This window comes from Bradyrhizobium septentrionale, assembly GCF_011516645.4.
Classification (GTDB): domain Bacteria; phylum Pseudomonadota; class Alphaproteobacteria; order Rhizobiales; family Xanthobacteraceae; genus Bradyrhizobium; species Bradyrhizobium septentrionale.
The window spans coordinates 9177279-9191608 of the sequence record NZ_CP088285.1 but is presented as its reverse complement, the minus strand read 5'-3'; the positions used below and the strand labels follow the sequence as shown (position 1 = coordinate 9191608).

The window sequence follows — 14330 nt, the reverse complement described above, 5'->3', positions numbered from 1 at the left end:
CCGGGACGACTGGCAGCCGTGCGGACGCGCGGTAATGAGGAATAAGCAATGACACTTCTGAAATGGGCGCTGATCTTCCTTGTCGTATCGATCATCGCGGGCTTGCTGGGCTTCACCGGCATTTCCGCCGCGTCCGCCGATATCGCCCGCTTCCTGTTCTATGTGTTCGTCGTGATCTTCCTGGTGCTCCTGATCCTCGGGCTCACGATCTTCAGAGCGTAGCGGGGATCCGGCCGAACACTCCCGTCGTCATGCCCGGGCCTGGCCCGGGCATTTACGTTTTCAGGCTGGGTGGCGCGAGGCGCTTGCGGCAGCCGAGACGGCCTTAAGCGACTTCCTCGATCTTCACCTTGTCCGGATAGAACGCCAGGCGGCCGGCAATCTCGGTCATGGCCGGAAACGGCTCCTCATAGGTCCAGATCGCGTTGTCCAGCGTTTTGCCATTGGCCTTGATGCTGAAATAGCTTGCGTCGCCCTTATAGGGGCAATGCGTGGTCCGCTCGGTGCGGGTCAACAGCTCCATGTTGGCGTCCTGCCGGGGGACATACTGCACGGCAGGATAGCTCGCTTCCTTCAGGGTCAGCGCATGGGTGGTCTCGGCGATCACGACGCCGTCGGCAGTGACGCGGACGCGCTTGGCATTGGGCGTGATCGTGATCGGATGGTCGGGGCCGGGGAGCTTCATGATTCTGCGCCTCTTCTGGTCATTTCGGCGTGATGGCTTGTGACCGATTGATGCAGGTTTAAATCGCTGGGAATGGGAATATAGTGTGCCCGGGATGACCTAGAAGACCCCAAGCGCTAGGTTTTATCTTAGGTTTATCCTGGGTTTTATCCTGGCCGAGCCGGCCTGATTCGAACGACCTGACGGAGGTGGACTGGGATGCCGATGGACGCCCGAGATATCGAATCGATGATCAAGGCAGCGATCCCCGATGCCGAGGTGACGATCCGCGATCTGGCCGGCGACGGCGACCACTATGCGGCCACTGTCATATCCGAGTCATTCCGCGGCAAGTCCCGTGTCCAGCAGCACCAGATCGTCTACCAGTCGCTGAAGGGCCAGATGGGCGGCGTGCTGCACGCGCTGGCCCTGCAAACCGGCGTGCCGGAAGGCTAGTCCCCGGCAACCGGGCGGGGCCCCAGGCGATGGCAGATAATCCGCGCGGCGCGATGTTTCGCGTCATCGTGCCGAACCAGCCCAGCCGCGTCACCAATGCCGAGCTGTTCTTCGACCTCGTCTTCGTCTTCGCCGTCACGCAGCTGTCGCATACGCTGCTGCACCACTTCACCCCGCTGGGGGCGGTGCAGGTCACGCTGCTGTTCCTCGCGGTGTGGTGGGTGTGGGTCTACACCACCTGGGTCACCAACTGGCTCAATCCCGACCTGACGCCGGTCCGCCTGCTGCTGTTCGTGCTGATGCTCGGCGGGCTGTTGCTGTCGACCTCGATACCGACCGCCTTCGAGGGGCGCGGGCTGTGGTTTGCCGGCACCTATGCGGCGATGCAGGTTGGCCGCACCGCGTTCTGGCTGCTGGTGACGCCGCGGCAGCGGACGGCGGTGCGCCACAACGCGATCCGCATCCTGACCTGGCTGTCCGGTTCGGCCGTGTTGTGGGTTCTCGGCGGCTTCGCCGAGCACGAGACGCGGATGTGGCTGTGGATCGCGGCGCTGACAATCGAATATGTCGCGCCGGCCGCCCGCTTCTGGACCCCTGGGCTCGGCTTCTCGTCGATGGAGGCCTGGTCGGTCGAGGGCGGCCACATGGCCGAGCGCTGCGCCGGCTTCATCATCATCGCGCTTGGCGAGGCCATCGTGGTCGATGGCGCGACCTTCGCCGAATTGACCTGGACGCCGGAGAACGTCGCCGCGTTCGTCTCGGCGCTGGTCGGCAGCATCGCGATGTGGTGGATCTATTTCCACAAGGGCGCCGAGGCCGGCTCGGAGATGATCTCGAAATCCGAGCAATCCGGCCGCGTGGCGCGGATCGCCTACACCTATCTGCACATGCCGATCGTCGGCGGCATCATCCTCACCGCGGTCGCCGACGAACTGGTGCTGAAGCACCCTGGCGGCCATTCCGATCTGAACACCATCGTGAGCTCGGTCGGCGGCCCCGCGCTGTTCCTGGTCGGGACCATCCTGTTCAAATTCGTGATCCGCAACTTCCTGCAGCTCTCGCACGGCGTCGGCATCGTCGCGCTGGCGATCACGGCCTATTTTGCTCACGACATGTCGCCGCTGCTGCTCTCGCTCGTCACCACCGCGATCATGATCGTGGTCGCGGCCTGGGAATCGATCTCGCTGCGGTCGACGGAAGGTGAGGAGTAGGGGCGCGGTCTGCGCTACCTGCGGGCGGCTGTTGCTATCAGATGCTGCCAATAGACGAACAGCGGCGCGCCGATCAATTCGAGCGCGGTGAAGCCGATGAACGGGATCGGCGGGGCGCCGACCATCACGATCGACAGCAGTCGGCCGACGCCGCCGAGGAAGATGCCGCCCCAGACCACGCGGAACAGCACGCTCTCGCTCTCGATGCGTGGCACCAGCCAGATCAGCGCGAGGCCGAGACCAAGCCAGACCCCGCCGAAGAAGCGCAGATTGCTGTCCAGCACCGGCAGCGCCGGAACGCCCGACGAGGCGTAGAGCGGATCGCTGACGCCGAGCATCGTGATGATGCCGGTCAGGATCGGGACGAGGGCGAGCAAGCCCGTTGCGATCTGCAGCGCACGCCTGCCCATGGTCGTTGCCCCATCCCCTGCGTTCATAGCGTTTTCGAGCGAAGTGGATGCCGGTTCGCGTGAAGAAAACGCGTCAAAATTAACATGGCTAATCCGCGACCAGTGCGTGCACCGAGAACATCGTGTTGGCGTCGGTCCAGCTGTTGCGCACCGTCCAGCCGGCGCTGCGGGCCAGCGCGGTGAAACGCTCGAGCGAGTATTTATAGCTGTTCTCGGTATGAATGCTCTCGCCGGGGCGGAATGCGAAGGTGTTGCCGAGGATGCGCACGGTCTGCGCCTTGCGGCTGATCAGGTGCATCTCGATGCGATGGCGGTCGCGGTTGTAGATCGAGCGGTGGGTGAAGCCCGACAGGTCGAAATTGCCGCCGAGCTCGCGGTTGATCCGCACCAGCACATTGAGGTTGAAGCGCGCGGTGACGCCGGCCGCGTCGTTGTAGGCGTTGTAAAGCACGCGTTCGTCCTTCTCGAGGTCGACGCCGATGATCATCTGCGCGCCGTGGCCGAGGATCTTTCGTGCGCTGCGCAGGAAGGCCAACGCCTCGCTCGGCTCGAAATTGCCGAGCGTCGAGCCGGGGAAGAAGCCGACCTTCGGCATGCCGGCGACGGCCTCGGGCAGCGCGAACGGCGTGGTGAAATCGGCCGCGACCGGGTAGATGCCGAGACCGGGGAAATCCTTGCGCAGGCCATCGGCCTGGGCCTTGAGGAAATCGCCGGAGATATCGACTGGCACGTAAGCGCCGAATTCGCAGTGCTCGAGCAGCAGGCGCACCTTGGTGGTCGCGCCGGCGCCGAACTCGACCAGCGCAGCACCTTCCGGAATGATCGCGGCGATCTCGTCGCCGCGGTCGCGCAGGATGCCGAGCTCGGTGCGCGTCGGATAATATTCCGGCAGCACCGTGATCTGCTCGAACAGCTCCGAGCCGGTGGCGTCGTAGAAATATTTCGGCGACAGCCGCTTCGGGTGACGAGCGAGATCGCCGATGACATCGCCGGCAAACGCCGAGGTCGCTTCGTCGAACGGATACGCTTTGGCCAAAGCGGCGGCATGCACATTCATGATACTCTCCCGAACGCGCTTACCGGCGCGGTATTGATGTCGACAGGACTCAATCAGGCATAGTCGGCGAGGCGTAACCCCGTGAATTGCCAGCGATGGTGCGGATAGAAGAAGTTGCGGTAGGTGACACGGCTATGACCTGATGGCGTCGCCAGCGACGAGCCGCGCAGCACCAGCTGGTTGACCATGAACTTGCCGTTGTATTCGCCGAGCGCGCCCTCGATCGCGCGATAGCCCGGGTACGGCGAATACGAGCTGCGGGTCCACTGCCAGACGATGCCGTAGGCATCGTTGAGCAGGCCGGCGCGGGCGGCGACCTCCCATTCCATCTCGGTCGGCAGATGCTTGCCGGCCCAGCGGGCGAAGGCGTCAGCCTCGTAATAGCTGACATGGCAAACCGGCGCTGCCGGATCGATCGGCTGCAGGCCGCCCAGCGTCATGATCTTCCATTCGCCGTCGATCTCGCGCCAGTGGCCGGGCGCCTGCCAGCCCTCGTTGCTCACGGCGCCGAAGCCGTCCATCAGCCAAAGCGTGGCGGTGGAATAGCCGCCGTCCTTCATGAAGGCGAGCCAGTCGGCATTGGTGACGAGATTTCTGGCGAGCTTGACTGGGCCGACCAGAGCGCGATGCGCGGGCTTCTCATTGTCGAAATGGAAGCTGTCGTCGGGGTGGCCCACGGTGTGGATGCCTTCGTTCAGCGTCACCCATTCCTCTGTGCCGCGCTGCGACGCCGGGAAGCGCCAGGCCGGATCGTAGGCCGGCGGGATCGGGTTCTGGGCGAAAGCATGCAGGATGTCCGTGTACATCAGCTCCTGATGCTGCTGCTCGTGATTGAGGCCGACCTCGACCAGCGGCACCAGCGCCTCGAGCTTATCCGCTGCGGCGGTCTGGAAGAATTTCACCACTTCGGTGTCGACATGGCGGCGGTAGGCGGTGACTTCGTCTGATGTCGGGCGGGTCAGATGGCCGCGCTGATGGCGTGCGTGCCGGGGGCCGGCGCTGACGTAATAGGAATTGAACAGATAGGCGTAGTCCGGGTGGAAGGGCGTGTAGCCCTTGACGTGCTCGCCGAGCAGAAACTGCTCGAAGAACCAGGTCGTATGGGCGCGGTGCCACTTGGCGGGGCTCGCATCGGGCATCGACTGGATCAGCTGGTCTTCCGCGGACAGCGGCGCGGCCCGGCGCTCGGTCTCGTCACGGACCGCGCGATAGGCATCCACCAGGCGCTGGGCTGACGACCCGGATTCGGAGGACAATGACGGGGAGGCGCCGGGAATGGCGGCCGCGGCAGAGGCTGGTTTCGTCAACGATGGTCTCCGATTCAAGGGGAGAACGTTGCTTCGGCAAACTGGTTCCAGACGGACAGTTCGTCCTAGATAGGGGTTCGGTTACAGGAAAAAAGCCTCCCCCCCATGATGATATTGGGGTCGTCAGGTAATCCCGGCCCTTTTTGGGGCGCCGCCCGGCTCCCGCCGCATGCCAGATTTCCGCCATTTTGCTTTGGATGCACAATGGTTTGAGCTACATATATAGCCAGTCACGGGTTAGAAGGGCGGGCCGGCCCGTCAGGGCTTGAGAGCGCCGCCGCCGAAGGAAGCGAAAATGAGCATCGAGCAATTCATCGACAACGAAGTGAAGTCCAACGACGTCGTGCTGTTCATGAAGGGCACGCCGCAATTCCCGCAGTGCGGGTTTTCCGGTCAGGTCGTGCAGATCCTCGACCACATCGGTGTCGGCTATAAGGGCCTCAACGTTCTCGAGTCGGCCGAACTGCGCGACGGCATCAAGGTCTATTCGAACTGGCCGACGATTCCGCAGCTCTATGTGAAGGGCGAGTTCGTCGGCGGTTGCGACATCATCCGCGAGATGTTCCAGGCCGGTGAATTGCAGCAGCTGTTTGCCGACAAGGGCATCCCGGTCGACGTGGCTGCCTGACCTTGACCGCGCGCCAGATCGGCAAGGCGCGGCTCGACGTCATCGTTACCGACATAACGACCCTGCGCGTTGACGCCATCGTCAACGCGGCCAATTCGTCGCTGCTCGGTGGTGGCGGCGTCGACGGCGCGATCCATCGCGCCGCGGGCCCGGAGCTCCTCGCCGAATGCCGCACGCTCCATGGCTGCAAGACCGGTGATGCCAAGATCACCAAAGGGTATCGGCTGCTGCCTGCCAAGCACGTCATCCATGCGGTCGGCCCGGTGTGGAATGGCGGCACCCAAAACGAGGACACGCTGCTCGCATCCTGCTATCGCCGCGGCATCGAGCTTTGCCACGCCAACCGTCTCGGCTCGGTCGCATTTCCTGCCATCTCGACCGGCGTCTACCACTTCCCGCCGGACCGCGCCGCCGGTATCGCGGTCAAGGCCGTCGTCGACGCCCTGGCGGCGGCACCCGACCTCACGCAGGTGACCTTCTGCTGCTTCTCGGCCCCGAGCGGCGAGCTTCATCAGAAGGTTCTAGACACCTTTGGCAGCCCTTGTGCCTGATGGCACGGCCGCTACACTTCCACGTGATTTCCGGGGAGGGATAAACCGAATGAGTTTATTTGGATTTTGGCGGGTGGCCGCGGCCGCCGCGGTGGTGCTTGCGGCGCCGCTGGCCCGCGCCGAGGGCACCTATGAGATTCCGGCGGGTGCGCATTTCAATCCCGACAAGCTCGCCAAGATCGGCGAGTTTTTCAAGAACGAGGTCGCGACCGGAAAGATTCCCGGCGCCATCGTCCTGATCCAGCAGCACGGCAAGCCCGTCTATCACGAGTCCTTCGGCGTGCAGGACGTGGTCAGCAAGGCACCGATCACGGACAAGACCATCTTCCGTTTGGCTTCGATGACCAAGGCGATCACCGCTGTGGTGTCGATGCAACTCCTGGAAGAGGGCAAGTACAAGCTCGACGATCCCGTCTCGAAATATATCCCGTCCTTTGCCAATGTGAAGGTCGGCGTCGAGAAGAAGGCCGAGGACGGCACCAAGACGCTCGAGCTGGTTCCGCTGGAGCGGCCGATCACGATCCTCGACCTGATGCGGCACACCTCCGGCATCACTTACGGCTTCTATGGCGATAGCCTGGTCCGCAAGGCCTATAAGGAAGCCAACATCTATGGCGGCGACTTCGACCTCGCCGAATTCGCCGAGCGGATTGCCAAGCTGCCGCTGCACAACCAGCCCGGCGCGCTCTGGCAATACGGCCATTCCACCGACATTCTGGCCCGCGTGATGGAAGTGGTCACCGGCAAGCCGCTGCTGACGATCGAGCGCGAGAAGCTGCTCGATCCGCTCGGCATGAACGACACCCGCTTCTTCGTCACCGATCCCGAGAAGCAGAAGCTGATGGCCGAGCCGCTGCCGAACGACAGCGATTTCCGGGTCGGCCGGGTCAACGATCCGACCAAGGTCAAGAAATGGGAGTCTGCCAGCGGCGGCATGGTCTCGACCATGGCGGACTATTCGCGCTTCGCGCAGATGCTGCTCAACGGCGGCGCCTTCGACGGCAAGACCATCTTGAAGCCCGAGACGTTCAAGCAACTGACGACCGACCAGGTCGGCCCGGGCTCCGGCGTCGGACGCGACGTTTTCTACTTCCCCGGCGACGGGTTCGGTTTCGGGCTCGGGATCGGGGTGCGCACCGATCCCGGCAACGCCAAGCCGCCGCCGCCCGGCGATCTCGGCGAACTGAAATGGGATGGCGCCAGCGGCTGCTATTTCGTCATCGACCGCAAGCAGGACTTCTTCTTCATCCTCCTGGAGCAGACGCCGACCGAGCGCCAGCGCGTCCAGCGGACGCTGAAGCTGCTCGTCTATGAAGCCATGGAAAACTAGAGCGTTTTCGAGCGAAATGGATACCGGTTCGCGTGAAGAAAACGCGTCAAAACAAAGGAACAAGAGCATGATCCGATTCAATCGGTCATGCTCTTACATGCGTGGGTGCCGCGCGGTCGTCGCGGCACTCGCGGTCGTGTTGGTCGCAACGGGTGCGAAGGCCGGCTCCGCGGGGCCGGCCGCGCACAGCTTCTCGCCGGAAGGCCTCGCCAAGGTCTCCGACTATGTCAGGAACGAGATCGTAACCGGCAAGATTCCCGGCGCGATCCTGCTGCTGCAGCAGCACGGCAAGCCGGTGTATTACGAGAAGTTCGGGGTTCGCGACGTCGCCACCGAGCTCTCGATGAGCGCGGATACCATCTTCCGCCTCTATTCAATGTCGAAGCCGATCACCACCGTCATCGCGATGATGCTGGTCGAGGAAGGCAAGCTCGCGCTCAGCGATCCCGTGTCGAAATACATCCCGGCCTTTGCCGGCATGAAGGTCGGCGTGGAACAGCGCGGCGATGAGGGCAAGGCGACGATGACGCTGGCGCCGCTCAAGCGTCCCGTCACCATCGAGGACCTGATGCGCCACACCGCCGGCCTGCCTTACGGCTATTACGGTGGCGGTGTGGTGAACACGACCTACGCCGATGCCGGCCTGTTCAACAACGATCCCGACAATGCCGAGTTCGTGGCGCGGCTCGCGGCGCTGCCGCTTGCCGAACAGCCCGGCACGCAATGGGACTATGGCCATTCCACCGACGTGCTCGGCCGCATCATCGAGGTGATCACAGGAAAATCCCTGCTTCAGGTCGAGAAGGAGCGGCTGCTCGGCCCGCTCGGGATGAACGAGACCGCATTCTATGTCGCCGATCGGGCGAAATGGCCGCTGATCGCCGAGCCGATGCCGAAGGATCGCACCATCAGCCCGGTGGCCGAGGTTCGCGACCCGCGCAAGCCGCTGCGCTGGGAATCCGGCGGCGGTGGCATGGTCGGCACCATCGGCGACTATGCGCGCTTCTCGCAGATGCTCTTGAACGGCGGCAGCTATGACGGCCGGCGCTATCTGAAGCCGGAGACCATCGCGCTGATGGCGTCGGACCATATCGGTCCGGAGACCGGGGTCGTGCGCGACAAGAACTATTATCCGGGTCCGAACTCCGGCTTCGGCCTCGGCTTCGCGGTCCGTACCTCGGTGCCGCCGAACACGTCATGGCCGCTGGGCGAGTATCGCTGGGACGGCGTCGGCGGCACGTTCTTCTTCATCGATCCCGCAGACGATCTGTTCGGAATCTTCATGGTGCAGACGCCATCACAGCGCGGCCGGATCCAGCAGGAGCTCAAGCTGCTGATCTACCAGGCGATGGGGCGCTAGAGGGTGGCAGGCGGAGGTGGTGATGCAGGCAATGACATTCACCTTCCGCAAGCCGATCCTGGTGGCCGTCACGCTTGCTGCCGTGATCGCGTGCCGGCCCGTTCTGGCCGAACAACCTCTCCGCCGGGGTGATGCCGACGTCATGCAGCGGATCGATCACGTCGTAAACGGCCTGAGGACCGCGATCGTCGTCGACGGCGATGCGTCGATGACGCTGTCCGATCGCATGAACGAACTGCACGTTTCCGGTGTCAGCATCGCGGTGATTCATGGCGGCGCCATCGAATGGGCGCGCGGTTTTGGCTCTGTCGCCATCGGAGGTCCGCCCGTGGTGCCGGAAACGCTGTTCCAGGCCGCCTCGATCAGCAAGCCGGTGACCGCCATTGCCGCGCTCGCGCTCGTTCAGGCCGGCAAGCTCGATCTCGATGCCGACGTCAATGTCGCGCTCAAGGGCTGGAAGATCCCGGACTATCCGTATTCCCCATCCCGGGTGACGGTTCGGCGGTTGCTGAGCCATACGGCCGGGACGAACGTGTCCTTCTACCCGGGCTATCAGGTCGGCCAGCCGGTCCCCTCGCTTGTCGAGATCCTCGACGGCACGCCGCCTGCGAACACTGCGCCCGTTCGCGTCGAGCACGAACCCGGCAAGCAGACCGAATATTCCGGCGGCGGTTACACCATCGTTCAGCAATTGCTCATCGACGTGACGGGGCGGCCGTTTCCTGCGCTGCTCGATGACATTGTCTTCAAGCCGCTCGCCATGACGCATTCCAGCTTCGCGCAGCCATTGCCTGCGGACCGTTTGTCGATGGCCGCCACTCCGTACCGGCCGGACGGCGCGCCGGTGCCCGGCGGGGCGCATGTCTATCCCGAACTGGCCGCGGCGGGATTATGGACGACGCCGAGCGATCTCGCCCGTCTCTTGCTCGCCATGCTGGATTCGCTGGCCGGTCGGAGCAATCCCGTTCTGTCGCAATCGATGACGGCCGAGATGCTCTCGCCGGTTCTGGGCAGTGCCGACGGGCTACCGCCGGGGACAGGACGGCGTGGGATGGGCTGGCTGGTTCGCGGCTCGGCGCCCAACCGGCAATTCTGGCACAACGGGGTGAACGAGGGCTTCATCGACACCATGGTCATTTTCGAGAATGGCGATGGCGCTGTTGTCATGACCAATGGCTGGGGCGGTCGGATCCTGGTCGACGAAATCCTGCGCAGCATCGCGGCCGAGTACCGCTGGTCGGATCGCCAGGCCAAGGTCGGGAAGTTCATCGCGGTGAGCCCGCAGGCCCTGGATCGTCTGGTCGGGACCTATCGCTTCACGCCCGAATTTTCGATCCAGGTTACAAGGGAGGGCGATCGCCTGTTCAGCGAGGCGACAGGGCAAGAGCGGCGCGAAATCTTCGCCACCAGCGATCGCGAGTTCTTCTTCAAGGTCGTCGATGCCGTGCTGTCATTCGACACCGATGGCCAGAACGCCGCAATGCAAGTGACCTTTCACCAGGAAGGAACTGATTACGTCGGAAAACGGCTGCCGTAGTTTGGCAGCCCGGATTTTGTGGAGCTCGATCCGGGCTACGGGGGCTACGCTGCGCGCACGATATCCCTGACGTGGCCGATCATCTCCTCGATCATCGAGGCTGACACATCGAGATGCGTGCAGGCCCTGATCCGGCCGTCCATCATCGCCAGCGTCACGCCGCGCTTGCGCAGCTCGGCGACCATCTTCTCGCCGGATACGCCGGCGCCATCGGGCTTGAAGAAGACGAGGTTGGTCTCCGGCGCCTGCACGGCGATGCCGTTGATCTGCGACAGCCCGCGCGCCAGCGCCCGTGCATTTGCATGGTCGTCGGCGAGGCGGTCGACGTGGTGATCGAGCGCATGGATGCAGGCGGCGGCGCAGACGCCGGACTGCCGCATCGAGCCGCCGAGCCGCTGCTTCCAGCGCCAGACGTCGTCGATGAAGGCGCGGGTGCCGGCGATCACGCCGCCGATCGGCGCGCCCAGGCCCTTGGAGAAATCGATCCAGGCGGAATCCCAGCCCGCGGTCATGTCGCGCGGCGAGATGCCCGAGGCGACGGTGGCGTTCAGCAGCCGCGCGCCGTCCATATGGGTGACGAGCCCATGGGCCTTGGCGATGCGCACGACCTCGTCCAGCGCGGCCTTCTTCCAGATCGTGCCGCCGCCGATATTGGCGGTCTGCTCGACGCTGACGAGCACTTGCGGCGGCTGGTAGCGGGTGCGTGGATGCAGCGCGGCGCGGAAGGTGTCCGGCGTGAACTGGCCGTCGTCGCCTGGGAGCTGCGTGATCTGGAAGCCGCCGAGCGCCGCATGCGCGCCGCCCTCGCGTGCGATGATATGTGCGGTGGCATGCGCCAGGATCTCGTCACCGGGGCGGCAATAGGCCAGCGTCGCCGCGATGTTGCACATCGTGCCTGACGGCATGAACACGGCGGCCTCCTTGCCGAGCAGATCGGCGACGCGGGCGCAGAGCTCATTGGTGGTCGGATCGTCGCCGACCTGCTCGTCGCCGACCACAGCCTTCGCCATCGCCTCGCGCATCGCCGGCGTCGGCCTGGTCTGGGTGTCCGACAGCAGGTTGATGCGGACGGGCGGCGCCTTCGGATCGGGCGGGGCAGGGGTGTAGTGCATGATGGTTCTCTCGGTCGATGTGCACTGACTTTAGCCAAACAAAAAGGCCCCGGCAAAACCGGGGCCTTTCGGATCTCGCATGCGTGCTGTGATCAGCGCGAATAGAATTCGACGATCAGATGCGGCTCCATCTGCACCGGGAACGGCACGTCGCCGAGCGCCGGGATGCGGGCGAACTTCGCGGTCATCTTGCCGTGATCGACCTCGAGGAAGTCGGGCACGTCGCGCTCGGGCAGCTGGGCGGCTTCCAGCACCGGGGTGAGCTGCTTGGACGCTTCCTTGACCTCGATGCTGTCGCCGACCTTCAGCTTGTAGCTGCCGATGTTGACCTTGCGGCCGTTCACCTTGACGTGGCCGTGGTTGATGAACTGGCGCGCGGCGAACATCGTGGCGACGAACTTGGCGCGGTAGACCACGGTGTCGAGACGGCGCTCCAGCAGGCCGATCAGGTTCTCGCCGGTGTCGCCCTTGAGGCGGCTGGCTTCGACATAGATGCCGTGGAACTGGCGCTCGGAAATGTTGGCGTAGTAGCCCTTGAGCTTCTGCTTGGCGCGGAGCTGCACGCCGAAGTCGGAGAGCTTGCCCTTGCGGCGCTGGCCGTGCTGGCCGGGGCCGTATTCGCGGCGGTTCACGGGGCTCTTCGGGCGGCCCCAGATATTCTGGCCCATGCGGCGATCGATCTTGTACTTCGCCTCACTGCGCTTTGTCATCGCGTCCTCTTTGTATAGCCGTCGCACCCTGGCGCCCGGCGTTTTGTCAGTTTCAGGTTTGAGGAGACGCGCCCTCCTGTGTACCGGCCAAAAGGCCTGTACCGACAGGTCCGCCTCGAAAGCTCGGGGAGAACCACGGGTCGCGAAACGCATCGCGGGCCGAAACCGGCCCGCGAGCAAGGGTGGTCTTAAGGAGAAAGTCCGGGTCTGTCAAACAAAACGCGGGGCGATTTGGGCCGAATCGACGCCAAAATCGGCTGTTTTCGCCCCTCGAAGCCTGGTTGCCGCCGCGCGGACCGGCCGGGCGCGGCTTTCCGGCCGGATCGCGCCCAATTCGGGGGCAATCACGCCGCTCAATACCTGCTCGAGCCGGGCCAAGGTCCGGGCGATCAGGGCCGCGTCGCAGACCAGATGGTCCCAGCGCGCGTCGACATCGGTCAGCGCCATCTCGTCGGCGGCGCAGACGCGCTCGAACAGCACGCAGTCCTCACCCTTCTCAACGCGCGCAATCGCCACCATGCCGACGCTGCGCGGCAGCTCGTAGAGGCACGGCCAGGGCCATTTGATGTGCAGCGTGCGCAGGGTCGGCTCGGTCTTGGCGACCAGCGCGAATGCCTTGACGAAGATGGCCGTCCAGCCGGGCGCCTGCGCCGTGCCAGCGCGGGCCTCGACCACGGCGCGGACGTTCAGGGAGCGTGTCAGGGAAACAAACGGCATGCCGGCCGACGCGTACATCAGATCGGCGACGAGGCGGCGCGGCAATGAAATTCGACGAAATCGACCGCGCATCCGTTCAGTTCAAGTCCCTGCAAACCGGCAAAATATCAATCTCCAGCGAGCGCAAATTGTCGCTCGCGCCGTACCTGAAGCTCAGATGAACCAACTGGCGGAAAGCCAATTGGTTCTGCTCATGGCGCCGGTTTTGCCAGGGGCTCGCCGGCCTTGACCACGTAGACTCCGAGCACCTTGAGCGGCTTGTCGCCGGAGGCCTTGGCGTCGTGCACCGCACCTTCCGGGATCTGGTAGGAATCGCCCGCCTTCACTTTCAACGGCGGCTGGCCATCGATCACAAGTTCGAGCTCGCCTTCGAGCACATAGCCGGTTTCAGCACCGGGATGGCTGTGACGCCCCGACGCACCCCCGGCCGGAACCTCGGCGATCGCGGTCACCGTGTTGTAGCCCGCCGGGAAATCGACCTTTTGCAGCGGCGTGCGCTTGATGCCGCTCTGCTGCGCAACAGCAGCGCCGGCACCGGCAAAGGCAATCACGGTGAGACCAATCAGCAATTTCCTGAACATGCATTTCCTCCCAAGGCGCCTAAGCCTAGCAGCGCGGACTCGCCGCGGAAAGCCTGCGAAGTGTGATGTGCGCTTGCGACGTTCGGATAAGTCCGTTCATCTCGCGGCGCCAAGCACCCGAGTTTCTGCATCATTTGTCCGCCCTCGATTATCAGAGGGCGCAGGGAAAGCCGGGTGCCGATCGCACCCATGGGTCCCGTGCAACAAAAAGCACGGGAGATAGGACCACAGGTGTAACCGGGACATTCCGGCTTTCCCTGCGCGATGGCTTTACGGCTTATACGTGCTCTCCCCGGCGAGACTGGGCTTGCTTGTCACCGCCCTCGCAAAACGCTTTCGCATATTGCGACGAGACACCTGCCGCTAGGGCGTCAGGACCACACGATTTCGCCGTCCGCATCGATCACGTTTCGTCGGTCGTGACCTCAGCGTCCACCGCATCTCACCGCAACACCCGTGACGATGCGCAAGCGCCCCTCGATCGGGTGAGACGGGCAAATCTATACACTGAGTTGGGTGTGCCGATAAACAGAAATATTTTTGCGGTGAAGGCTTGACGCGTTTTGCTGAGTTGCCCGTCGGGCTACCGTCGGCGTGCAGCGACGCTGACGGGATCGCTCTCCGTCACGCCTGGCTGCGGTGTGCCGAAAGGCTTCACACAGTCCGTCGCGCGGGTGACGGCTTTGAACCAAAAGCGCC

General features: G+C 64.0%; 16 protein-coding genes. 8 read left to right on the top strand and 8 right to left on the bottom strand.

Going from position 1 to position 14330, the window contains the following annotated elements:
* Window positions 1-48 precede the first annotated feature (48 nt).
* A complete protein-coding gene (locus tag HAP48_RS46210; RefSeq protein ID WP_029083837.1) occupies window positions 49-222 on the top strand; it encodes a DUF1328 domain-containing protein in 174 nt (57 codons plus the stop codon).
* A gap of 103 nt (window positions 223-325) precedes the next feature.
* Here HAP48_RS46210 and HAP48_RS46205 read toward each other — a convergent pair whose 3' ends face one another.
* Complete coding sequence (locus HAP48_RS46205) at window positions 326-685, bottom strand: DUF427 domain-containing protein (protein ID WP_166206966.1); 360 nt, start codon at window positions 683-685, stop codon at window positions 326-328.
* Window positions 686-883: 198 nt separating this feature from the next.
* On the opposite strand from HAP48_RS46205, the gene HAP48_RS46200 reads away from it, so the two are divergent.
* On the top strand, window positions 884-1120 hold the full coding sequence (locus tag HAP48_RS46200) for a BolA family protein (RefSeq protein WP_016843470.1): 237 nt from the start codon (window positions 884-886) through the stop codon (window positions 1118-1120).
* Window positions 1121-1149: 29 nt separating this feature from the next.
* On the top strand, window positions 1150-2331 hold the full coding sequence (locus HAP48_RS46195) for a low temperature requirement protein A (RefSeq protein ID WP_166206963.1): 1182 nt from the start codon (window positions 1150-1152) through the stop codon (window positions 2329-2331).
* 14 nt (window positions 2332-2345) lie between these two features.
* Here HAP48_RS46195 and HAP48_RS46190 read toward each other — a convergent pair whose 3' ends face one another.
* From HAP48_RS46190 to egtB, 3 genes are all read right to left on the bottom strand, one after another.
* Window positions 2346-2768 (bottom strand): DUF4345 domain-containing protein, encoded by a 423-nt coding sequence (locus HAP48_RS46190; protein WP_224496856.1) that lies wholly within the window; start codon window positions 2766-2768, stop codon window positions 2346-2348.
* Window positions 2769-2829: 61 nt separating this feature from the next.
* The gene (egtD, locus tag HAP48_RS46185) at window positions 2830-3798 is read right to left on the bottom strand and encodes an L-histidine N(alpha)-methyltransferase (RefSeq protein ID WP_166206960.1); all 969 of its coding nucleotides are present in this window, start codon (window positions 3796-3798) and stop codon (window positions 2830-2832) included.
* A 53-nt stretch (window positions 3799-3851) separates the two neighbouring features.
* A complete protein-coding gene (gene egtB / locus HAP48_RS46180; protein ID WP_175612279.1) occupies window positions 3852-5105 on the bottom strand; it encodes an ergothioneine biosynthesis protein EgtB in 1254 nt (417 codons plus the stop codon).
* Window positions 5106-5400: 295 nt separating this feature from the next.
* Here egtB and grxD point away from each other — a divergent pair, with 295 nt between their 5' ends.
* The 5 genes from grxD (at window position 5401) to HAP48_RS46155 (ending at window position 10511) form a co-directional block, all read left to right on the top strand.
* Window positions 5401-5733: a Grx4 family monothiol glutaredoxin gene (gene grxD / locus HAP48_RS46175; protein ID WP_028336765.1), complete on the top strand. Its 333-nt coding sequence runs from the start codon at window positions 5401-5403 to the stop codon at window positions 5731-5733.
* The gene (locus tag HAP48_RS46170) at window positions 5730-6284 is read left to right on the top strand and encodes an O-acetyl-ADP-ribose deacetylase (RefSeq protein WP_166215786.1); all 555 of its coding nucleotides are present in this window, start codon (window positions 5730-5732) and stop codon (window positions 6282-6284) included. The genes grxD and HAP48_RS46170 overlap by 4 nt, the downstream gene beginning before the upstream one ends.
* A gap of 49 nt (window positions 6285-6333) precedes the next feature.
* On the top strand, window positions 6334-7614 hold the full coding sequence (locus HAP48_RS46165) for a serine hydrolase domain-containing protein (protein ID WP_166206957.1): 1281 nt from the start codon (window positions 6334-6336) through the stop codon (window positions 7612-7614).
* A 97-nt stretch (window positions 7615-7711) separates the two neighbouring features.
* Window positions 7712-8974: a serine hydrolase domain-containing protein gene (locus HAP48_RS46160; protein WP_166215784.1), complete on the top strand. Its 1263-nt coding sequence runs from the start codon at window positions 7712-7714 to the stop codon at window positions 8972-8974.
* Window positions 8975-8996: 22 nt separating this feature from the next.
* Window positions 8997-10511 carry a serine hydrolase gene (locus HAP48_RS46155; protein WP_166206954.1) on the top strand — a complete coding sequence of 505 codons (1515 nt, stop codon included), beginning with the start codon at window positions 8997-8999 and terminating at the stop codon, window positions 10509-10511.
* A 44-nt stretch (window positions 10512-10555) separates the two neighbouring features.
* Here HAP48_RS46155 and HAP48_RS46150 read toward each other — a convergent pair whose 3' ends face one another.
* The 4 genes from HAP48_RS46150 to HAP48_RS46135 form a co-directional block, all read right to left on the bottom strand.
* The gene (locus HAP48_RS46150; protein WP_166206951.1) at window positions 10556-11623 is read right to left on the bottom strand and encodes a threonine aldolase family protein; all 1068 of its coding nucleotides are present in this window, start codon (window positions 11621-11623) and stop codon (window positions 10556-10558) included.
* 92 nt (window positions 11624-11715) lie between these two features.
* Complete coding sequence (gene rpsD, locus HAP48_RS46145; protein ID WP_029081651.1) at window positions 11716-12333, bottom strand: 30S ribosomal protein S4; 618 nt, start codon at window positions 12331-12333, stop codon at window positions 11716-11718.
* 210 nt (window positions 12334-12543) lie between these two features.
* Complete coding sequence (locus HAP48_RS46140; RefSeq protein WP_224496855.1) at window positions 12544-13122, bottom strand: hypothetical protein; 579 nt, start codon at window positions 13120-13122, stop codon at window positions 12544-12546.
* A gap of 119 nt (window positions 13123-13241) precedes the next feature.
* Entirely contained in the window at window positions 13242-13631 is a 390-nt protein-coding gene (locus HAP48_RS46135; protein WP_166206948.1) for a cupin domain-containing protein, read from the bottom strand.
* Window positions 13632-14330: the final 699 nt, after the last annotated feature.